Consider the following 19,916-nt stretch of genomic DNA (forward strand, 5'->3'; position numbering starts at 1 on the left):
CACGCCGCGGAGTGACCATCCGACCAATCGCTCGTTCTTCTCCACGTGCGTTCCCACGATGCCGTCACCTCCCCCGCCGGCCCTGCCGCGCCCGGTTCCCCCACCGGCTCCGCCGATCCGCTCTCCGCGATCGGTGTGGACCGGGCGGAGGCCGCGCTCGTCGAGCACTACCCCCGCCTGGTACGCCTCGCGTACCTGATCCTCTCGCCCTCGCTGGGCCGGAGCCGCCGCGTCCTGACGGCCCATGCGATCGTCCAGCGGTCACTGCCGCGCGGGCGTGACAAGGACGCACAGGCGCTGCTGCCCGCGCCCCGCCGCACGGCCCCGGGAGGCGAGGCGGACGAGGCCGGAGTGCAGGACCCGGCGTACGCGCTGCTGCGCGTCCGTGTCGTGCGCCAGGCCCTCGACACGGAGCTGCCGCTGCTGCGGTTCGGCCTGCCCAAGCGGTCCCAACTGCCCCCGGCGCTCCCGCGTGTGTGGGGCCTGCGCCTGTTCCCCCGGCAGGGCGGCGCGGGTGAACTCGCCCTGGACCAGCGGCTCGCGAAGATGACGGCGCCGGTGCGCGCCGCAGTCGTGCTGCGCGGCCTCGATCGGCTGCCCGACCCGGAGGCGCGGCGGGTTCTGGCCGCCGCCGGCGTCGCGGATCCCGCCGCCGCGGTGTGGGAGGCGGACCGCACGACCGGGCAGGAACGGACCGCGGGCGCGGGCGCCGGCGCGCGCGGCGCCGGCAGCGCGGCCCCGCTGGACCTGTCGCTGCTGCGCTCCCCCGAGTTCGACCCGTGCGCGCTCCAGGCCCGGCCCACCGACCTCGTGCGCCGCCGACAGCACAGCAAGGCGGCGCTCGCCGCGGTCGCCGCGCTTGCCGTGTGCGGGGCGCTCTTCGGGATCCCGGGCAGCGGCTGGGGCCCCGACGGGCCCGCAGCGCCCCCGTACGCGCTCAACCCCGCGTCGCAGGCCGCCCTTGACCCGGCGAAGGTGGTCAAGGTCGCCCCCACGGTGTGGCACCACGCGAGCCGCACGGACTACTCGGTGTGGCCCGCCCGCGGCCCACTCGTCAAGGACAAGGAGCTGCTGCGCAGGGCGCTCGCGGTGTGGGCGCGGCCGGGTTCCTCGGTCCAGGTGTCGACCACGCCCGGCACCCCGTCGGGGCCGCCGATGGGCCCGCCGCAGCTGCTCTACGCGGGCACGGTGGACCGGGCGCGTGTGGTGCTGTTCTACGACGGCCTGCGCGTGGTGCGCTACGCCGAGCCGGTCCAGGGCACGTCGGCGGCAGCGATCGACTTCGCCCGGGTGGACGCGGCGGACGGCGCCACGTCGGACGCGGTCGTCGTGGACCGCTCCGACGGCAACGTCCGCTATCTGACGGCGCCGTGGGTCACCTCGACGACGGTGCGCGACCTGCTGACGCCCGACGCGTCCGCGCTGCCGCTGCACCGCGACGCGGACGGCGTGACGGGCGCGCTGCGCAGCCCGGCCCTGGCGAGCACGTGCACGTCGTGGGACACCCTGGACGTACGGGACGGCGAGGGGAAGCAGCGGCTGCTGACGGACCTCGGCGAACTGGTGCCCGCACGGCTCACGTCGGGGTCGCCGAAGTCGCCGAAGGACGTCACCTCACAGGCGGACCGGGCGTCCTGGGCGCGCACGGCGTGCCTGCTGCCGACCATGCGCGGGCACGGCGTGAAGTCGGTGAACTCCTGGAAGTACGCACAGCAGGTACTGCCCGAGGGCGAGGGCACGGCGGACTGGGTGTGCACGCGCGGCGAGACCTGGCGTGGCGCGGACAGCAGGGTGATGGCGCAGTTCCAGCCGCCGGTGGCCACGGGCAAGGACGGCAGCCCCGACGGCAACCCCGGCGCCATCGCGGCGAGCGCCACGGACACGCCCGCGTGCGGTGCCAACTCGCCCGACGTGCTGGCGGGCGCGTTGTGGAAGTCGAAGTCCGGCGACTGGTTCCTGCTGGGCGCGGGCAGCGACCGGGTGGCGTCGCTCAAGGCGTCGGGCGACCTGAAGGCGTCCGTGCAGGGCCGCCTGATGGCACTGCCCGCGAAGCAGACGACGAAGGCGGGCCTGAAGGGCACGCTGGACGACGGCCACACGCTGGAGCCCCTGCACTGACCGGCCGCGTGCGGCCACGGCACGTCCGGGCCGTCCGCGTCCGTCCTCGCGGGCGCCGGAACAGGTGGTGGCGCGGCTGCCCGCGCATCGGAGGCCAGGTGGATCGCTGTGCGAAGAACGCACGCGTCCAGGCGCCGACCGGGATCGTCCGCCCCCGCCGTTCCCGTCCACCGGCAGGGGCTCGCGCCGCCGCCGGCACCGGGCGGCCCAGCCGGGTCACGGCCCCACCGGCGCCCGGGTGGGCGCGACCGCAGTACATCGGCGCCCACCCGGGCGGCTTCACGGCCACGCACGGGTCCGGGCCGACACGCGACCGCCCAGCTCCACGCCACCGCTCCGAGGCACCCGTCGAGGTTCCTGCCGCCACCGGCACCGGGCCGAGCAACCAGGTCCCGGCGCAGCCCTACCCACGCCCATGGGTGGTTCCGCGAAGAACGCACGCGTCCGCGCCGACACGGGACCGCCCAGCTCCACGCCACGCCCCCTGCACCCGCCAGGGTTGATGCCGCCACCGGCACCGGGCCGAGCAACCAGGTCCCGGCGCGGCCCCACCCACGCCCATAGGTGGCGGCCCGAAGAACGCAAGCACCCGGGCCCACCGGAACCATCCGGCCCCGGCCGGTGCGCCACCCGCGGGCCGACGGCACAGCGAACGCACGCGTCGGGGGCCACCCGGGCCGTCCGGCTCCACGCCACCGCTCCGCACGCCGGACAGGGCCGGTGCCAGGCCCGGCAGCCAGGTCCCGGCGCGCTCAGGGCAGCAGCCAGTCCGCCCCGAGCGCGGCCACGAGGACCAGGCCGAGCAGGTAGGTGCCCAGCCGCGTCCTGCCGTGGCGGCTGAGCTCGATCACCACTCCGCACACCACCATCGCCAGCCCGTAGACGCCCATCACCAGCACCGACTGGCGCTGTTCCAGGCGGACCCAGAGCAGGACCGCCATCCCCGCGAGCACCACCCAGCCCATCGTGACCCTGATCATGCGGGCCTGACGTGGCGTCAGGCCCACCGCGACCACCTCGTCGCCCGCGTCCCGCTCCACGTCCTCGTGGTCTGATGAGCTCATGAACCGGGAGCGTAACGGACTTCCGCCACACGCAGCCCGTTAGGCTGTTCCCATGACGACGGTGATGACCCCGGCGCCCCGCGGACGGCGCAGGATGGGTGTCGAGGAGCGCAGGCGCCAGCTGACCGACGTGGCACTCGACCTGTTCGGCCGCCGTTCGCCCGAGGACGTCTCCCTCGACGACATCGCCACGGCGGCGGGCATCTCGCGACCGCTGGTGTACCACTACTTCCCCGGCAAGCAGGGCCTGTACGCCGCCGCGTTGCACCGGGCCGCCGACGATCTCGTCTCGCGGTTCGACGAACCGCACGAGGGGCCGTTCGGTGCGCGCCTGCTGCGTGTAGTGAAACGTTTCTTCGACTTCCTCGACGAGCACGGGCCCGGCTTCGCCGCCCTCGTGCGCGGTGCGCCCGCCTCCACCGGCACGGGCGGCGCGAGCGCCGTACTCGACGGGGTGCGCAAGGCCGCGTACGAGCGGATGCTCGGCCACCTCGACGCCTCCCACAACCCGCCGCCGCGCCTGCAGCTCGTCGTCAAGTCCTGGGTGGCGCTGGCCGAGTCGACGGCGCTCGTCTGGCTGGACGGCCGCCGCATCCCGCGCTGCGAGGTGGAACTCCAGCTCGTGCACGGCTTCGTCGCCCTCGCCGCCGTCAGCGCCTCCTACGACGACGGGATGGCCGGGCTGCTGGCGCGCGTACTCGCCGGGGAGCCGTCCGACGGCCCCTTCGGCGAACTCGCCGAACAGCTCGGGCTGCTCGGCGGCGCCGGCGGCGCCGCCGCCGGAAGCTAGCGGTAGCTGACGCTGACGGTCGTGAAACCGAGCGAGTGCAGCAGCCCTTGCAGCATCGCCGTGGTGTTGGTCTCCGCACGCTTGGCCAGCTCGCTGTCCTTCGCCGCGGCCTCGATGTGCCGCGCGGCGAGTTTCGTCACGGCCTGCTCGCTGTCCGGGTTGCCGGAGAACAGGTCGCCGAGCCGGTCGAGCAGACCGCGCTGCTTGTCGACCGTGTACGAGTGGTCCGGGTCGAGTGCGGGCTTGCCGAGCCGCGCGTGCGGCAGGCGGATCGTCGCCGACGTGCGGTCCGCGTTCGTCGTGACGTCGTCCTTCCCGATCCCCGAGAAGTCGACGTACGAGCCGACGGTGCCCGCGCCCACGTACAGGGTGCGCGTCCCGCGGATCGCGTCGGGCAGGAACCTGGCGTCCTTCTGCAGGTCGACCACCACCTGGAAGTCGCCCTCCGCGGCCTCGTAGCGGTTCAGGTCCTGGATGGAGCGCAGCAGCGTCGGCCCCGTCCTGTCGTGGCTCTCCTCGCCGAACAGGCCGCCGAAGCCGGGCAGCAGGTGGATGCGGGTGCCGAGGAACAGCAGCGCGAGTACGGCGACGACCGCGATGAGCGCCTTGCGCCACCGCGGTGCGCGCGGCGCGGGCGCACGGTACCTGTCGTCTTCCGGATCGGGTTGCACGTCTGTGGACGTCATACCTGTCGGATGTCCCGCATGGCGCCCTTCACGCGGCCCGGCAGGCGCCAATCACCCTGTCCGGCCCGGGAGATGGCCGCGCCTCCCTGCCGCCCGGCATCGATCTGGCGCGGCCCTCAGCCTCGTGCGGGTGTCCGGAGAACGGGTGGAAGTTCAGTGGCGCCCGCGTGGCGGTTCCGTGGCCGCCCGCGGGCGGGCCGGCGTGAGCGTCCACCACACCGTCGTGTCGGGCGGCAGCACCACGGGCAGGCCCGGCATCGTGTCCGCGGCCGGTGCGGTGTCCGCGCCGGACGCCGGCGCGCTCGACAGCAACGGCCTGCCCGGGGCCGCCAGCCGCACGGGCGCGCCGCCGGCGTTGGTCGTGCAGGCGAAGCCGGGACGCGCGAAGGCCAGGACGCCCTCGGGGGCGTCGAGCCACTCCACGCCGTCCCCCGCGCCGAGACCCGGGTGGTCGCGGCGCACGGCGAGGGCCGTCCGGTACATCTCCAGCGTCGAGCCGGGGTCGCCGGTCTGCGCCTCGACGCTCAGCTCCGGCCAGGACGCGGGCTGCGGCAGCCAGCTGCCGCCGGCGCCGAAGCCGAGGGAACCGCCCTCGCGCGTCCAGGGGATGGGGACGCGGCAGCCGTCCCGCAGGCCGTCCTGCCCGTCGCCGCGGAAGTACGACGGGTCCTGCCGGACCTCGTCGGGCAGGTCGGTGACGTCGGGGAGGCCGAGCTCCTCGCCCTGGTAGAGGTAGGAGGAGCCGGGCAGGGCGAGCATGAGCAGCGTCGCGGCCCTGGCCCTGCGCAGGCCGAGCGCCCGGTCGCCGGGATCGCGGGTCTGCGGACCCGCCCCTGGGCCCGACGCGAACCGGGTGGCGTGCCGTGACACGTCGTGGTTGGAAAGGACCCACGTGGCCGGCGCGCCGACCTCGTTCATCGCGGCGAGCGAGCGGTCGATGACGGCGCGCAGCGCCGCGTGGTCCCACGGCGTCTCCAGGTACTGGAAGTTGAACGCCTGGTGCAGCTCGTCACCGCGTACGTAGTGGGCGGTGCGCTCCACGGTGGGCGTCCACGCCTCGGCGACGGCGATGCGCTCGCCCGCGTACGAGTCGAGGAGGGCGCGCCAGTCGCGGTAGATCTCGTGGACGCCTTGCTGGTCGAAGAACGGCACGGCCTCGCCGGACAGCAGCCGCAGGCGACCGCTGCCGCCGATGTCGGGCAGGCCACGGGCCTTGACCAGCCCGTGTGCGACATCGACGCGGAAGCCGTCGACGCCCATGTCGAGCCAGAAGCGCAGGACCGACCTGAACTCCTCGGCGACGGCGGGGTGCTCCCAGTCGAAGTCGGGCTGCTGCGGCGCGAACAGGTGCAGGTACCAGTCGCCCGGCGTGCCGTCGGGGTCTGTGGTGCGCGTCCAGGCGGGTCCGCCGAAGACGGATTCCCAGTCGTTGGGCGGCTGCGCGCCGTCCGCGCCCCTTCCCGGCCGGAAGTGGTAGCGCTCGCGCAGCGGCGATCCCGGCCCTTCCGCGAGGGCGCGGCGGAACCACTCGTGCTGCTCCGACGAGTGGTTCGGCACGAGGTCGACGATGACGCGCAGGCCGAGCGCGTGCGCGTCGCGGATCAGCGCGTCCGCGTCGTGGAGGGTGCCGAACGCGGGGTCGACGGCGCGGTAGTCGGCGACGTCGTAGCCGGCGTCCGCCTGCGGCGACGCGTAGAAGGGGCTGAACCAGACGGCGTCGACGCCGAGGCCCCTGAGGTACGGCAGCCGGGCGCGGGCGCCCGGGAGGTCTCCCATGCCGTCGCCGTTCCCGTCGGCGAAGCTGCGCGGGTAGACCTGGTAGATCACCGCGCCGCGCCACCAGTCGCGCCGGGCTCCGGGGCCGTCCGCCCCGGCGGCATGGGGCGCGAGGGGTTCGCAGAGGGTACGGGGTTCGGACGGGGCGAGGGGTGCGGGGAGTTCGGGGACGGCGGCGGGTGCGGCGGCGGGTGCGGCGTCGCGGGCGGAGGCAGCGGGCGGCTCGATCATGTCGTCCCTGTTTCTTCAGGCGCCGGAGGCGTTGGCTTTCCGTGATCAAACGGTAACAGCACGCACATGCGATCGAGCGACACGCGGACCGGAGGCGTCAGGGCTCCTCCGATTCGGCTCTCGCCGCCGCGACATGCCCTCGTTTTGGTCATCGTGTGCCCAAAGTGCGGCAAACGGGTGGTGAACCGGACCTGCGGATGATCGGTTCGGTGGAGGCCATCTGGCAGACTGCTGTGCCATGGGTGAACCGACCGTGGACAGACGGACGAGTCTCACGGCCGCACCGTCACCCGGTGTTGACGAGGGGACAAGGACGGTCGACGCACAGGCAACGACGGAAGCATCGACTCCGCTTCCCGGAGGGGCGACAGCCGTCACAGGAAGGTGGCTGCGCCGCCGCAGGAGGCCGCGCAAGCCGCGCATCTGGTTCGAGATCCTGCTGATCGCTGTCGGCTATTGGATCTACTCCATGATCCGCAATGCCGTTCCCGAACAGCGCACCAAGGCGCTGCGCAACGCCCACTGGGTCTGGCAGGCGGAGCACCACCTCGGAATCGCCGTGGAGCAGTCGGTCAACCACGCCGTCAATTCGGTGACGTGGCTGATCGTGGCGATGAACTACTACTACGCGACGCTGCACTTCATCATCACCATCGGGGTGCTCGTATGGCTCTTCTTCGCCCACCCCGGCCGGTACGCGGCGGCGCGTCTCGTGCTCGCGGCGGAGACCGTCATCGCGCTGCTCGGCTACTACCTCTACCCTCTCGCGCCGCCGCGGTTGCTGACGAGTGGATTCATCGACACGGTGGTCGTGCACCACACGTGGGGCTCGGACTCCACGGGGGACCTCAAGTCGGTGTCGAACCAGTACGCGGCGATGCCGTCGATGCACATCGGCTGGTCGCTGTGGTGCGGCCTGACGATCTACGCGCTGGCGAAGGCGCCGTGGGCACGCATCCTCGGCGCCTGCTATCCCGTCTTCACCCTGCTGGTGATCGTGTCGACGGCCAACCACTTCTGGCTCGACGCGTTCGGCGGGGTGGTCTGCCTGGCGTTCGGCTACGGCCTCTCGTGCCTGTGGTACGGCACGGCGCCCTACCGGCTGCCGCGCGTGGTCAAGGAACACGGGACGGGACAAGCGCAACCAGCGGGCGTCTAGCGGGCTTCCGCCGGGCGCCCGGCGGGCCCACTCCGGCGCCTCCCGCCGCCCCCCAGTGCGCTGGACCCCTCCCGGCTCGGCCTCCCGACCTGCGGGCCTGCCCCGTGCGACCGGGGTCTTCACACCGCATCGAGGCGTCCATCCAGCGGCGACTGCCCGCGCGGACGCCGGCCGGCCACGCGGCGGGCCCGGCCCCACGTGCGCACTCGCCGCGCGGGGTCCGTCCGTCCCGTGACGAGCGCCCCCGCATGACGAAGTCTGCGGCGGTCAGGGCGCCTCGTAGCCGTAGAAGACCTCCTCCATCACGGCACGCGCCCTGCGCGTCGTGCGCAGGTAGTCGTCCAGCATCTCCCCCACGCGGCCGGGGCCGTAACCCAGGTAGCGGCCGACGGCCGCCAGGTCCCTGCTCTCCGAGGGGAACGTGTCGCCCGGCCTGCCGCGCACCAGCATCGCGCCGCCGCGCACGCGCGTCGCCAGCACCCACGCCTCGTCCAGGGTCTCCGCGTCCTGCGGGCTGATCAGACCCGCGTCGCGTGCGGCCGCGAGGGCGGCACGGGTGCGGGTGGTGCGCAGTCCAGGCACCTCGTGGCCGTGGCGCATCTGGATCAGCTGCACGGTCCACTCGACGTCCGAGAGGCCGCCCCTGCCCAGCTTCGTGTGCAGGTTCGGGTCCGTGCCGCGCGGCAGCCGCTCCGTCTCCATGCGGGCCTTGAGGCGGCGGATCTCGCGCACGTCGTCGTCGGAAAGGCCGCGCGGCGGGAAGCGCAGCGGGTCGATCAGCTCGACGAACCGCTCCCCGAGCCCGGGGTCGCCCGCCACCGGCTCCGCCCGCAGCAGCGCCTGGCTCTCCCACACCAGCGACCAGCGCCGGTAGTACGCCCGGTACGAGGCGAGGGTGCGGACGATCGGGCCGCTCTTGCCCTCGGGCCGCAGGTCGGCGTCGATCAGCAGCGGCGGTTCTGCCGTCGGCACCTGGAGGAGCCTGCGCACCTCCGTCACGAGCGCCGACGCGGCGACGGCCGCCTCGTGCTCGTCCACGCCGTCCCGGGGCTCGTGCACGAAGAGAACGTCCGCGTCCGAGCCGTAGGTCAGCTCGTGGCCGCCGAAGCGGCCCATGCCGATGACGGCGAACCTGGTGGGCAGGGTGTCGCCCCAGCGCTCCCGCACGGCGGCGCGCACGGCGCCCGCGATGGTCGCCGCGTTGAGGTCGCTGAGCGCGCCGCCGACCCGGTCGACGAGCGACCCGCGGTCCGCCTCCACCGGGTTCTCCTCCGTGCCGTAGGAGCCGATGATGTCGGCGGCGGCGGTACGCAGCAGCTCCTTGCGGCGCATCCCGCGCGCGGAGGCGACGGCGCCCTCCGCGGTGTCCGAGCGGGCGACGGCCGCGATGATCTCCTGTTCGAGACCGGCGCGGCCGCGCGGCTTCAGCCCCTCCGGATCGCCCAGCAGCGCGACGGCCTCAGGCGCGCGCAGCAGCAGGTCAGGGGCGAGGCGGCCGGCGGACAGCACGCGTGCCAGGTTCTCGGCCGCGGCGCCCTCGTCCCGCAGCAGCCGCAGGTACCAGGGCGTCTTGCCGAGCGCGTCGGAGACCTTGCGGAAGCCCAGCAGCCCCGCGTCGGGATCGGCGGAGTCCGCGAACCAGCCCAGCAGGACGGGCAGCAGCGTGCGCTGGATGGCCGCCTTGCGCGTTACGCCGGACGACAGCGCCTCCAGGTGCCTGAGCGCGGCCACCGGGTCGGCGTAGCCGAGCGCTTCGAGCCGCTGGCCCGCCGCCTTGGCGCTGAGCCGGATCTCGCCCGGTGCGAGCTGGGCGACGGCGTCGAGCAGCGGCCGGTAGAACAGCTTCTCGTGCAGGCGCCGCACGACCGAGGCATGCCGCTTCCACTCGCGCGTCAGCTCGGCGACGGGGTCCGTGCGCAGCCCGATGGAGCGGCCGAGGCGGCGCAGGTCGTGCTCGTCGTCCGGCATCAGGTGCGTGCGCCGCAGCCGGTAGAGCTGGATGCGGTGCTCGACCGTGCGCAGGAACCGGTATGCCTCGTCGAGTTGGGCCGCGTCCGTGCGTCCCACGTAGCCGCCGGCGGCGAGGGCGCGCAGCGCGTCGAGCGTCGTGCCGCTGCGCAGCGACGCGTCGCTGCGGCCGTGCACGAGCTGGAGCAGCTGCACAGCGAACTCGACGTCGCGCAACCCGCCGGGGCCCAGTTTGAGTTCGCGTTCCGCCTGGCCGACGGGGATCTGGTCGACGACGCGGCGGCGCATCTCCTGGACGTCGGGCACGAAGTGGTCGCGCTCGGCCGCCTGCCAGACGAGCGGGGCGACGGCGTCCTCGTACGCGGTGCCGAGCGCGGCGTCGCCCGCCACGGGCCTGGCCTTGAGCAGCGCCTGGAACTCCCAGGTCTTGGCCCAGCGCTCGTAGTACGCGAGGTGGCTGCTGAGGGTGCGCACGAGGGGGCCGTTGCGCCCCTCGGGCCTGAGGTTGGCGTCGACGGGCCAGATGGCGCCCTCGACGGTGGTCTCCGAGCAGATGCGCATCAGGTGCGAGGCGAGGCGGGTGGCGGCGCGCAGCGCGGTGTTCTCGTCCACGTCCCTGGCGCCCTCGGGGGGCTCGCCGACGAAGATCACGTCGACGTCGGAGATGTAGTTCAGCTCGCGGCCGCCGCACTTGCCCATGGCGATGACGGCGAGCCGGCAGGCGGCGGCGTCCTCGGGCGCGGCGGCGCACGCGAGGGCGAGTGCGGCGCGCAGGGTGGCCGTGGCGAGGTCGGCGAGCTCGGCGGCGGCCTCGGTGACGGTGGTGGTGCCGCACACGTCGCGTGCCGCTATGGCCAGCAGGCAGCGGCGGTAGGCGACGCGCAGGGCGACGGCGTCGGTGACGCCGGCGAGCTCGTGCTCGAACTCGGCGACGCCCGGGTGCAGGTCGGCCGACTCGTACGTCGCCAGCACCCGCCAGTCCTCCGGGTGGCGCGCGAGGTGGTCGCCGAGCGCCTCGGACGCGCCGAGCACGCCGAGCAGCCGGTCGCGCAGCGGCTTGGCGGTGATCAGTGTGTCGAGGAGCACCTGCCGCTCCTCGGGTCTCTCGTGCGCCTCGGCGAGCCGTACGAGCCCGCGCAGCGCCAGGTCGGGGTCGGCGGTTGCGCCGAGGGCGTCGAGGAGCAGCGGGTCGGCCCTTATCGGGGCGACGGCCGGCATGTCGAGAAACCGCTCGGCGGCGGATGGGTCGGTGAATCCTTGACGCAGCAGGCGTGTGAACGTGCTGCTGCGGCGGCCCGGCGCCGACGTCATCTCGGTTCTCCTCGTCCCGTCTTCCGGCGGTGCGCTGTCCCGTCCCGCCGGCGTCTGACGGCCCGGTGTGTCCGCCATGCAAGACGGCGGGTTTGCGGACCGGGATCGAGCCTAGTCCCGGGGGCGCCGGGACGGGAGCCGATGACTTCCGGCCGCGACGGGAGTCGCCACCCCATGGCGAACGAGACGAACGGACCTGAGGCGACTGATGCAGCGGCGTGGCCGTCACCGCGTACGGTGCTGGACGCGCGCTACGGCGAACCGGCGGCGCGCGCGACGCGGTGGTCCGCGGCCGTGGAGGCGCTGGGCGCGGCGGAGCTGTTCTCGCTGACGACGCTGAGAGCCGGGCAGGGTGGCCCCCACACGACACCGCTGCTCGCGGTGTGGTCGCGCGGCGCGCTGCACTTCTGCACCGGGGCCGGCGAGCAGAAGGCCCGCAACCTGGCGGCCGACCCCCGGGTGTCGCTCCTGACGGGCGCGAACGCGCTGCACGGCGGCCTGGACCTGGTGGTGGAGGGCGAGGCGGTGCGGGTCACGGACCCGGGCTCGCTGCGGGTACTGGCGCGCGCGTGGGAGGAGAAATACGGGGCGGAGTGGCACTTCGACGTCGGCGACGGAGTGTTCGTGGGCGCACGCGGGAACGAGGCCCTGGTGTTCCGGGTCGCGCCGTCACGCGCGTACGGCTTCGGCAAGGCGCCGTACAGCCAGACTCGGTGGGACTTCGGCCGGGCGACTCCGGCGACTCCGGCGGCGCCGGAGGCTCCGGAGGCTCCGGAGGCATGACCCGCCGCCGCGAGGCGGCGGAAACCGCGTCAGATGAGCCGCCAGTGGCCCTCGGAGACGATCTCGACGACTCCGTCGGCGACCTTGACGGCGGTCTCGTCGTCGATGGCGTAGGCCGGGTTCGGCAGGGCGGCCGCCCAGCGTTCGGCTTCGGCCATGGTGTTCTCCGGCAGGTCCGGGTGGTCCAGGTGCGGGAAGAGGGAGAAGTCGACGAGGCCCAGGGTCTCGTCGCCTCCGGCGGACGGCTTCCATTCGACGAAGTCGTCCCCGATGCGGGGCGTCATCACCATGCTGCCCGCGCTCATCCCGACCCATACCTTCTCGTGCAGGGAGGGGAGCAGCTCCGCCAGGCCGGACCGGCGCATCCAGTGGCACAGGTAGAGCGCGTCCCCGCCGTTGGCGAGCAGGACGTCGGCCTGCCGGACCCACGGCTGCCAGCGCTCCGCACCGATGCCGGGCAGGGCGGTGAGCTCCAGGACGCCCATGGATCTCCAGCCGAGCCCGCACATCGGGGCGGCGGACCGTCCGGTGATGAAGCGCCAGGCTCCGGCCGGGCCCACCATGGGGTGCCCGTAGCCGGCGGTGGGGATGCACAGGGCGTCGGCCTCCTCGACGGGCTTGCCCAGGAGGTCGACCAGGGCCCGCCGGATGCTGGGATTCTTCACTCCGGCGGACGTGAGGAGCAGTTTCACGATGCCTCCAGCGCAGGGACGACCGCCCTGCGAACAGCGTGCGGGAGCCCGCCGTGACGAAGCGGGCGGGCCGGGTGGGCCCGGGTGGGCCCGGTCGTTCGCAGTGTGGCACGCGGCACTGACAGCGCCGGGGCTGCGGCCCGTCTGCCCGGCGGCCGGGCACCCCGACACGCGTCGGTGCCGCCGCCGCGTTACCCACCCGGCCGTCCGGCAGGCAGTATGGGCACCGAGGGGACACGCCCAGCGCGGCCGACGCACGCGCCGACACCGGAGCATACGGCCTGACCAGCGAGGATAGGTGGAAATGGATAAGCAGCAGGAATTCGTGCTCCGCACGCTAGAGGAGCGCGACATCCGCTTCGTGCGTCTGTGGTTCACCGATGTGCTCGGCTTCCTGAAGTCGGTGGCCGTGGCTCCGGCCGAGCTTGAGCAGGCTTTCGACGAGGGCATCGGCTTCGACGGGTCGGCGATCGAGGGTTTCGCGCGGGTCTACGAGTCCGACATGATCGCGAAGCCGGACCCCGGCACGTTCCAGATCCTGCCGTGGCGGGCCGAGGCGCCCGGCAGCGCCCGGATGTTCTGCGACATCCTCATGCCCGACGGCTCGCCGTCCTTCGCGGACCCCCGCTTCGTGCTGAAGCGGATGCTGGCGAAGACGTCCGACCTGGGCTTCACCTTCTACACACACCCCGAGATCGAGTTCTACCTGCTGAAGGACAAGCCGCTGGACGGCTCGCGGCCCACCCCGGCCGACAACTCCGGCTACTTCGACCACACGCCGCAGGTCGTGGGCATGGACTTCCGGCGTACGGCGATCACGATGCTGGAGTCGATGGGCATCTCGGTCGAGTTCAGCCACCACGAGGGCGCCCCCGGCCAGCAGGAGATCGACCTGCGGTACGCGGACGCGCTGTCGACGGCGGACAACATCATGACGTTCCGCCTGGTGATGAAGCAGGTGGCGCTTGAGCAGGGCGTGCATGCGACGTTCATGCCGAAGCCCTTCTCCGAGCACCCCGGCTCCGGCATGCACTCGCACCTCTCACTGTTCGAGGGCGACCGCAACGCGTTCTACGAGTCGGGCGCCGAGTACCAGCTGTCGAAGGTGGGCCGGTCCTTCATCGCGGGGCTGCTCACGCACGCGGCGGAGATCTCCGCCGTCACCAACCAGTGGGTCAACTCCTACAAGCGCATCTGGGGCGGGTCCAGCCGCAGCGCGGGCGCGGGCGGCGAGGCCCCGTCGTACATCTGCTGGGGCCACAACAACCGCTCGGCCCTGATCCGCGTGCCGATGTACAAGCCGGGCAAGACGGGTTCAGCGCGGGTCGAGGTGCGGTCGATCGACTCGGGCGCGAACCCGTACCTCACGTACGCGGTGCTGCTCGCGGCGGGCCTCAAGGGGGTCGAGGAGGGGTACGAGCTGCCTGCGGGCGCCGACGACGACGTGTGGGCGCTGTCGGACGGCGAGCGGCGCGCGATGGGCATCGAGCCGCTCCCGCAGAACCTCGGCGAGGCGATCGCGCTGATGGAGCGGAGCGAGCTGGTGGCGGAGACGCTCGGCGAGCACGTCTTCGAGTTCTTCCTGCGCAACAAGAAACAGGAGTGGGAGGAGTACCGCTCGCAGGTGACGGTCTACGAGCTGCGCACGAACCTGCCGGTGCTGTAGGGGCCGGTGATCCGCCCGTTGGGGATCGGTGAACCGCCCGTGCCGGTGAACCACACGCGTGTACCCCGCGTCATGGCTTGCGACGGCCATCCATCGCACGGGAGAACAGACCATGACCGGCAAGGGCGTTGACCAGAGCGACGAGCGGGGTTACGCGGCAGCGCCCTGGTGGGCGGAGCTCGGGGCGGTTGGCTCCGCCGCGCTGATCGCCTTCGGTGCTCTGGTGGCGGTGTGGGCCTTCTTCCGGCTGCCGGGCACACCGGAGAACCTGGCGCAGGGCTACTACCAGGCCGCCAAGATCGCCGCCATCGGACTGGTGATGGCGGGAAGCGCCCTGCTGGGACGCAGGCGCGCCCGGACCGCGGTTACTGAGGACACGAGCGAGCGGGAAGAAGGCGCATGACGCGGCCGTCCGCCCGCGTGCGCGGCCGGCGGCAGGCGGACCGGCCGTCCTTCGTGTAGACAACAGCACTATGAGCAGCCAGGACAGCAACAGCGGAAGCGGCGGCGCGGCACCGGCGGACGGGGCGTCGAGCGCGCCGGGCGCGCCGGAGCCGGTCGAGATCGAGGAGGCCGTGGCCGGGGCGGAGCCCGGCGCCAGTCCGGCGACGCTGCCGGGTGGGCGGCCGGTCACCGTCGTCACCGGGGGCGGCAGGGGCATAGGGGCGGCGGTCTGCGCGCGGCTCGCGGCGGACGGGCACGACATCGCCCTGGCGTACGTCAACGACGCGGACGCCGCCGAGCGCACGGCGCGGGCCGTGCGGGAGGCGGGGGCGCGGTGCGTGACGGTACGGGTGGACGTCTCGCGCGAGGGCGACGTGGACCTGCTGTTCGACACGGCGGCGGCCGAACTCGGCCCGATCACGGGCCTGGTGAACAACGCCGCGGTGACGGGCCCGCTCGGGCGGCTGGCCGACGTGCCGACGGACGTGCTGCGCCGGGTGGTGGACGTCAACCTCGTGGGCACACTGCTGTGTTCGCGGCGGGCCGTACGGGACATGACGGCCCCGAGCGGCACCGGGCGGGGCGGCGCGATCGTCAACGTCTCGTCGGCCGCGGCGACTTTGGGCAGCCCGGGCGAGTACGTGCACTACGCGGCGACGAAGGCGGCGGTGGACGCGCTGGCGGTCGGCCTGTCGAAGGAGCTCGGCCCGGACGGCATCCGTGTGAACGCGGTGGCACCCGGCCTGGTGGACACGGACATGCATGCGTCGATGGGCGACCCCGACCGCCCGGCCAGGATGGCGCCGGGCATCCCGCTGCGGCGCGCGGGCGAACCGGAGGAGATCGCGGCGGCGGTGGCATGGCTGCTCTCGCCGGATGCGAGCTACGTGTCGGGCGCGGTACTGAGGGCGGCGGGCGGCCGCTGACGCCGGCGCACCGCCGGCGCACGGCATCGTCAACGTGTGGTTCCCCGATCGTGGACGACAGGACATGCCGAGCGGGTGGATGCGAGACTGCGCCATGGCCGACGACATCAATGCCGCCCTCAGTTCGATCGGACAACGGCTGCGTGCCATTCGCCGGCGGCGCGGACGCACACTGGAGCAGCTCTCGGAACTGACAGGCATGTCCATCAGCACGCTGTCCCGGATCGAGTCGGGAAAACGGCGTCCCACCTTGGAGGTACTGCTGCCCCTCGCGCAGGCGTACCGCATGCCGCTCGACGAACTGGTCGGTGCGCCGCCGACAGGCGATCCGCGCATCCACCCGCGACCGATCTCCCGTGACGGCGTGGTGTGGGTTCCGCTGTCCCGGGATCCGGGCGGCGTCAACGCGTTCAAGCAGGTGCTGCCGGTGCAGGCACAGCACCCCGACCAGCTCGACCTGCAGGTGCACGAGGGCCGCGAGTGGATCTACGTCCTCACCGGCACGTTGCGGCTCGTTCTCGGTGATGAGGAGTTCCGGTTGGGCTCCGGAGAGGCCGCCGAGTTCGGCACCCGGACCCCGCACGCGATGGTGAACGCGGGGAGCAGGCCCTTGGAGGTGCTCATCATCTTCGGGCAGCAAGGCCAGGAGATGCACCTCCACACGCACACGACGTGACTGGGGCCGCCCGCCGCCCGAGAGAGTCCGTGGCCCGGCGCGGGCCTCCTCCGGCCTGCGCGAACGGTCCGTACCGATGACCGCTCGACCCGCATTTTGCGAAGGTGGCAAAGACGCGTTCGTCTGCCGCAGAGATCCGTTGACGCCCCTGTGACCCGGCTGGTGCCGGGCGAGACAGGAGGAGAGGATCGATGTCCGTCCAGACCGCAGGCGACACCGGCCAGGGCACGGCCGAACAGACACGGCTTCCGTACGTGTCCGTGCTGGTTCTCACCTTGATGCAGGTCACGCTGGTGATCGACAACAGCGTGGTGAACGTCGCGCTCCCCGAGATCCAGCGCGCACTCGGTTTCTCGGCCGCCGGCCTGTCGTGGGTCGTGACGTCCTACGCACTGGTGTTCGGGGGCCTGGTCCTGGTCAGCGGCAAGGTGGGCTCGATCATCGGCCCGCGGCGGGCGCTGCTGACCGGTATCGCCATCTTCGTCGCGGCGTCCGCCTTGGGCGGGTTCGCCGGAACACCGGCCATGTTGATCGCGGCGCGTGTCCTTCAGGGTATCGGCGCCGCTCTGGCGGCGCCGAGCACACTGGTGCTGCTGATGTCGATCACCCGGCCCGGTGTGCAGCGCGCCCGCGCGATGTCGCTGTTCGTGCTGTCCATCGGGCTGGGTGCCGGCCTCGGTCTCACCCTGGGCGGCGCCCTGACCACCGGCCTCGGGTGGCAGTGGGTGATGTTCATCAACGTGCCGATCGGAGCGTTGGTGTTCTTCGGGGTCCGGGCGCGGATTCCCGAGACCGAACGTCACTCCAGCCGGCTTGACGTCGGTGGTGCGGCGGCGTCCACGATCGGAATGTCCGCTCTGGTCTACGGGCTGACCACGGCGGCCGATCAAGGGTGGACGAGCAGTACGGTCATCGGATCCTTCGTCCTGGCCGCAGCGGGACTGGCGGTGTTGGTCGTGACCGAGCGCCGCCACTCGTCGCCAGTGGTACCGCTGAGCTTCTTCCAGCGCATGTCCAGCGCGGCCCCTCTGCTGGCGATGATGCTGATCCCGGCCGGCCAGTTCGGTTTCCTCTACTTCGCCGCTCTCTACACCCAGGACGTCCTGGACTTCACCCCGCTGCAGACCGGCCTTGCCGTGCTTCCCTTCACCGCGGGCATGCTGACCACCAACTTCACCGTCAGCCGTCTGGTGACCCGTTACGGAGAGCGCCTGGTCGGTTCGCTGGGCATGGTCGGCCTGGCGAGCGGCCTGGCATGGATGTCATCCATCACGCCGGCCGGCGGCTACCTCGGCGGGCTCTTCGGGCCCTTCCTGCTGCTGGGGCTGGGCGCGGGCCTGACCATCGGACCGCTGACCACCGTGATCATGCACAACGCTCCGCCGGAGCACCTGGGAGCGGCCTCAAGCCTGAACCAGGCCATGCAGCAGCTCGGCGGCGCCACCGGGCTGTCCGTTCTGTCGACCGTCTTCGCCGGCACCGCGGCCTCGTCCGGAAAAGCGACCGGAATCTCCACCGCCCTGACGCTGGCCATCGTCTTCCCCCTCCTTGCCCTGCTGCTGTTCGCGGTCTGGGCACGCCCCCTCGGCAAGCGCCGAGAAAACCGGGCGGACACCGAACAAACCACCCCGCGCGACTGAACACACACGATGAGGACTACGACATGAAAACCTCACTCTCCGAGAGCTACCGCACCGACTGGGAAGCCTGGCGGACCGGTTGGGAGCAGTGGCTCAGCCGGCCCCACGGCTGGCTGTCCGCCGTGTCGGTCAACTGGCTGGATGACACCCCTCGCCGGTTTGACGGCACCCCCGGCCTGTGGTGGCAGGACGGCGACAGGCTGATGGTCGACCCCGACGGCACGGCCATGTCCTTCGACGGGGCCGAATTCACCGCCGTTCAGGCCCTCGGCCTCGCCGCCGGGCCCGACGACCAACGGGTCGTCGCGGCTGACGTGGAGGTCGGGATCACCTACCGTGAGGGCTACCACATCATCACGTACAACCCGGGCGCTCCGGCCCTGCGAGCGTTCGACGGCGTTCCCACCTACGACCCGAACCCCGACTGGATCATCCCGGGCAGGTTCGAGGCGTACGACTCCGACCAGTCGCTCGCCCTGCGCACGGTGGGCCAGGGCTCGCACGACTACGCCACTCCGGGCGTGGTGCGCTTCGAGATCGCCGGCCAGGAGTACACGATGCAGGTCATCACCCCCCACGGGCAGTACACCACCGTCTTCGCCGACGCCACCGGCGATGACACCACCTACCCGGCGGGCCGCGCGCTCGACATCCCCGCCCCGGACGAGTACGGCAACGTCACGCTCGACTTCAACCGGGCCATCAACCTGCCCTGCGCCTTCGGCGACCACTTCCCGATCTGCCCGACGCCGCCTGCCGGCAACCGGTACCCCTTCCGCGTCGAGGCCGGCGAGAAGAAGCCGGTCAGGTAAGGCCCGCCCTGCCCGTCGGGGACACGCCCTGCGGGCAGGGCCCAGCACGGCCGCGACGCGCTCCTCGTAGCCGCGCCGCGGCCTCGGCGTGCCGGCCGGCTCACAGCTCGACGCGCGCCGCGATCGGGCGGTGGTCGCTGCCCGTGCGCGGCAGTGTCCAGGACGACCTCGGGCCCACGCCGCGCACCATGATCTGGTCGATGCGCGCCATCGGGAACGACGCGGGCCAGCTGAATCCGTACCCGTCGCCCGCCGCGCCCTGCGTGCTGCGCAGCTGGGACGTCACGGCGGTGAGGGAGCGGTCGTTCATCGTGCCGTTCAGGTCGCCGAGCAGGACCACGCGCCGCTGGCGCTCCTTCGCGATCGCCTTGCCCAGCGCGAAGGCGCTCTTGTCGCGCTGGTTGGCGGTGAAGCCCGCGTGCAGCTTGACGCGCACCGACGGCAGGTGCGCCACGTAGACCGCGACGTCCCCGTGCGGTGTGGAGATCGTGGAGCGCATGGCGCGCTTCCAGCCGATCCGGATGTCGACCGCGCGCGTGCCGCTCATCGGGTACTTGCTCCAGAGGCCGACCGTGCCCTCGACGGCGTGGTACTTGTACGTGCCGGCCAGGCCCTTCTCGTACGCGGGCAGCGCTGCCGGCGTCACCTCTTCGAGCGCGACGACGTCGGCGCCCGAGCGCGTCAGGTCCGCGGCCGTGCCCGCCGGATCGGGGTTGTCCGCGTCCACGTTGTGCGTGGCGACGGTGAAGTCGCCGCCGGGCGACTCCTTGCTGACGACCAGTCCGCCGAACAGGTTCAGCCAGACGGCGACGGGCAGGATGAGCGCGACGAGCGCCGTCGCGGACCGCCGCACCAGCGCGAGGACCAGGATGGCGGGCAGGAAGACGCCGAACCAGGGCAGGAAGGTCTCGGCCAGGCTGCCCAAGTTGCCGATTCTGTCCGGGATGTGCGAATGCAGCGCCATCAGCAGCGTGAGCAGGACGGCGAAGGCCGCGAGCACCACTCCCCTGCGCCACATGCCGGGCCGCCAGCGCCTCAGCCAGGCAGGGCTCTTGAACCCGGCGGGGCCCTTGAGCCAGGCAGGGCCGCGCCGGATCCCGGTGCCGAGCCGGTCCTGCGCGACCGTCGTCGTCTCCGTGTCCGCCGTGCGCTCCTGCGTCATGTATGCCCTCGC

The 19,916-nt window shown here is 72.7% G+C and carries 16 protein-coding genes; 10 read left to right on the forward strand and 6 right to left on the reverse strand.

Features of this window, described 5'->3' with window-relative positions:
• The first annotated feature begins 45 nt into the window (after positions 1 to 45).
• Positions 46 to 2,118, forward strand: a complete 2,073-nt coding sequence (locus IH48_RS0126505; protein ID WP_030909724.1) for a hypothetical protein — start codon at positions 46 to 48, stop codon at positions 2,116 to 2,118.
• 752 nt (positions 2,119 to 2,870) lie between these two features.
• On the opposite strand, the gene IH48_RS0126510 is transcribed toward IH48_RS0126505, so the two are convergent.
• On the reverse strand, positions 2,871 to 3,182 hold the full coding sequence (locus IH48_RS0126510) for a hypothetical protein (RefSeq protein WP_030909726.1): 312 nt from the start codon (positions 3,180 to 3,182) through the stop codon (positions 2,871 to 2,873).
• 52 nt (positions 3,183 to 3,234) lie between these two features.
• Here IH48_RS0126510 and IH48_RS0126515 point away from each other — a divergent pair, with 52 nt between their 5' ends.
• Complete coding sequence (locus tag IH48_RS0126515) at positions 3,235 to 3,972, forward strand: TetR/AcrR family transcriptional regulator (RefSeq protein WP_030909728.1); 738 nt, start codon at positions 3,235 to 3,237, stop codon at positions 3,970 to 3,972.
• Here the strand turns inward: IH48_RS0126515 and IH48_RS0126520 are convergent.
• Both IH48_RS0126520 and IH48_RS0126525 read right to left on the reverse strand, forming a co-directional pair.
• Positions 3,969 to 4,658: a DUF4230 domain-containing protein gene (locus IH48_RS0126520; protein WP_030909730.1), complete on the reverse strand. Its 690-nt coding sequence runs from the start codon at positions 4,656 to 4,658 to the stop codon at positions 3,969 to 3,971. The two genes, IH48_RS0126515 and IH48_RS0126520, sit on opposite strands and share 4 nt — an antisense overlap.
• A gap of 153 nt (positions 4,659 to 4,811) precedes the next feature.
• The gene (locus tag IH48_RS0126525; protein WP_078850043.1) at positions 4,812 to 6,665 is read right to left on the reverse strand and encodes a glycoside hydrolase family 13 protein; all 1,854 of its coding nucleotides are present in this window, start codon (positions 6,663 to 6,665) and stop codon (positions 4,812 to 4,814) included.
• A gap of 238 nt (positions 6,666 to 6,903) precedes the next feature.
• On the opposite strand from IH48_RS0126525, the gene IH48_RS0126530 reads away from it, so the two are divergent.
• Entirely contained in the window at positions 6,904 to 7,824 is a 921-nt protein-coding gene (locus IH48_RS0126530; RefSeq protein WP_078850044.1) for a phosphatase PAP2 family protein, read from the forward strand.
• Positions 7,825 to 8,091: 267 nt separating this feature from the next.
• Here IH48_RS0126530 and IH48_RS0126535 read toward each other — a convergent pair whose 3' ends face one another.
• Complete coding sequence (locus tag IH48_RS0126535; protein ID WP_030909736.1) at positions 8,092 to 11,103, reverse strand: bifunctional [glutamine synthetase] adenylyltransferase/[glutamine synthetase]-adenylyl-L-tyrosine phosphorylase; 3,012 nt, start codon at positions 11,101 to 11,103, stop codon at positions 8,092 to 8,094.
• Between the two features lie 174 nt (positions 11,104 to 11,277).
• On the opposite strand from IH48_RS0126535, the gene IH48_RS0126540 reads away from it, so the two are divergent.
• The gene (locus tag IH48_RS0126540) at positions 11,278 to 11,886 is read left to right on the forward strand and encodes a pyridoxamine 5'-phosphate oxidase family protein (RefSeq protein WP_051840591.1); all 609 of its coding nucleotides are present in this window, start codon (positions 11,278 to 11,280) and stop codon (positions 11,884 to 11,886) included.
• A 29-nt stretch (positions 11,887 to 11,915) separates the two neighbouring features.
• Here IH48_RS0126540 and IH48_RS0126545 read toward each other — a convergent pair whose 3' ends face one another.
• Entirely contained in the window at positions 11,916 to 12,578 is a 663-nt protein-coding gene (locus tag IH48_RS0126545) for a Type 1 glutamine amidotransferase-like domain-containing protein (protein ID WP_030909740.1), read from the reverse strand.
• 304 nt (positions 12,579 to 12,882) lie between these two features.
• On the opposite strand from IH48_RS0126545, the gene IH48_RS0126550 reads away from it, so the two are divergent.
• From IH48_RS0126550 to IH48_RS0126575, 6 genes are all read left to right on the forward strand, one after another.
• A complete protein-coding gene (locus tag IH48_RS0126550; RefSeq protein ID WP_030909742.1) occupies positions 12,883 to 14,244 on the forward strand; it encodes a glutamine synthetase family protein in 1,362 nt (453 codons plus the stop codon).
• Between the two features lie 112 nt (positions 14,245 to 14,356).
• Positions 14,357 to 14,647 (forward strand): hypothetical protein, encoded by a 291-nt coding sequence (locus tag IH48_RS0126555; RefSeq protein ID WP_030909744.1) that lies wholly within the window; start codon positions 14,357 to 14,359, stop codon positions 14,645 to 14,647.
• Positions 14,648 to 14,717: 70 nt separating this feature from the next.
• Positions 14,718 to 15,614 carry an SDR family NAD(P)-dependent oxidoreductase gene (locus IH48_RS0126560; RefSeq protein WP_078850045.1) on the forward strand — a complete coding sequence of 299 codons (897 nt, stop codon included), beginning with the start codon at positions 14,718 to 14,720 and terminating at the stop codon, positions 15,612 to 15,614.
• 94 nt (positions 15,615 to 15,708) lie between these two features.
• The gene (locus IH48_RS0126565; RefSeq protein ID WP_037843275.1) at positions 15,709 to 16,290 is read left to right on the forward strand and encodes a helix-turn-helix domain-containing protein; all 582 of its coding nucleotides are present in this window, start codon (positions 15,709 to 15,711) and stop codon (positions 16,288 to 16,290) included.
• 191 nt (positions 16,291 to 16,481) lie between these two features.
• Positions 16,482 to 17,930 carry an MFS transporter gene (locus tag IH48_RS0126570; protein ID WP_051840592.1) on the forward strand — a complete coding sequence of 483 codons (1,449 nt, stop codon included), beginning with the start codon at positions 16,482 to 16,484 and terminating at the stop codon, positions 17,928 to 17,930.
• A 23-nt stretch (positions 17,931 to 17,953) separates the two neighbouring features.
• Complete coding sequence (locus tag IH48_RS0126575) at positions 17,954 to 18,742, forward strand: DUF1684 domain-containing protein (protein WP_030909750.1); 789 nt, start codon at positions 17,954 to 17,956, stop codon at positions 18,740 to 18,742.
• Positions 18,743 to 18,842: 100 nt separating this feature from the next.
• Here IH48_RS0126575 and IH48_RS0126580 read toward each other — a convergent pair whose 3' ends face one another.
• The gene (locus IH48_RS0126580; protein WP_420705550.1) at positions 18,843 to 19,760 is read right to left on the reverse strand and encodes an endonuclease/exonuclease/phosphatase family protein; all 918 of its coding nucleotides are present in this window, start codon (positions 19,758 to 19,760) and stop codon (positions 18,843 to 18,845) included.
• Positions 19,761 to 19,916 lie beyond the last annotated feature (156 nt).

This window comes from Streptomyces sp. NRRL F-5126 (assembly GCF_000721265.1).
GTDB lineage: Bacteria > Actinomycetota > Actinomycetes > Streptomycetales > Streptomycetaceae > Streptomyces.

Coding starts and splice junctions, on each gene's coding strand:
- IH48_RS0126575 (WP_030909750.1), top strand. CDS start 17,954: ATGAAAACCTCACTCTCCGAGAGCTACCGCACCGACTGGGAAGCCTGG.
- IH48_RS0126580 (WP_420705550.1), bottom strand. CDS start 19,760: ATGTGGCGCAGGGGAGTGGTGCTCGCGGCCTTCGCCGTCCTGCTCACG.
- IH48_RS0126515 (WP_030909728.1), top strand. CDS start 3,235: ATGACGACGGTGATGACCCCGGCGCCCCGCGGACGGCGCAGGATGGGT.
- IH48_RS0126555 (WP_030909744.1), top strand. CDS start 14,357: ATGACCGGCAAGGGCGTTGACCAGAGCGACGAGCGGGGTTACGCGGCA.
- IH48_RS0126570 (WP_051840592.1), top strand. CDS start 16,482: ATGTCCGTCCAGACCGCAGGCGACACCGGCCAGGGCACGGCCGAACAG.
- IH48_RS0126560 (WP_078850045.1), top strand. CDS start 14,718: ATGAGCAGCCAGGACAGCAACAGCGGAAGCGGCGGCGCGGCACCGGCG.
- IH48_RS0126540 (WP_051840591.1), top strand. CDS start 11,278: ATGGCGAACGAGACGAACGGACCTGAGGCGACTGATGCAGCGGCGTGG.
- IH48_RS0126525 (WP_078850043.1), bottom strand. CDS start 6,665: ATGATCGAGCCGCCCGCTGCCTCCGCCCGCGACGCCGCACCCGCCGCC.
- IH48_RS0126535 (WP_030909736.1), bottom strand. CDS start 11,103: ATGACGTCGGCGCCGGGCCGCCGCAGCAGCACGTTCACACGCCTGCTG.
- IH48_RS0126530 (WP_078850044.1), top strand. CDS start 6,904: ATGGGTGAACCGACCGTGGACAGACGGACGAGTCTCACGGCCGCACCG.
- IH48_RS0126565 (WP_037843275.1), top strand. CDS start 15,709: ATGGCCGACGACATCAATGCCGCCCTCAGTTCGATCGGACAACGGCTG.
- IH48_RS0126550 (WP_030909742.1), top strand. CDS start 12,883: ATGGATAAGCAGCAGGAATTCGTGCTCCGCACGCTAGAGGAGCGCGAC.
- IH48_RS0126510 (WP_030909726.1), bottom strand. CDS start 3,182: ATGAGCTCATCAGACCACGAGGACGTGGAGCGGGACGCGGGCGACGAG.
- IH48_RS0126520 (WP_030909730.1), bottom strand. CDS start 4,658: ATGACGTCCACAGACGTGCAACCCGATCCGGAAGACGACAGGTACCGT.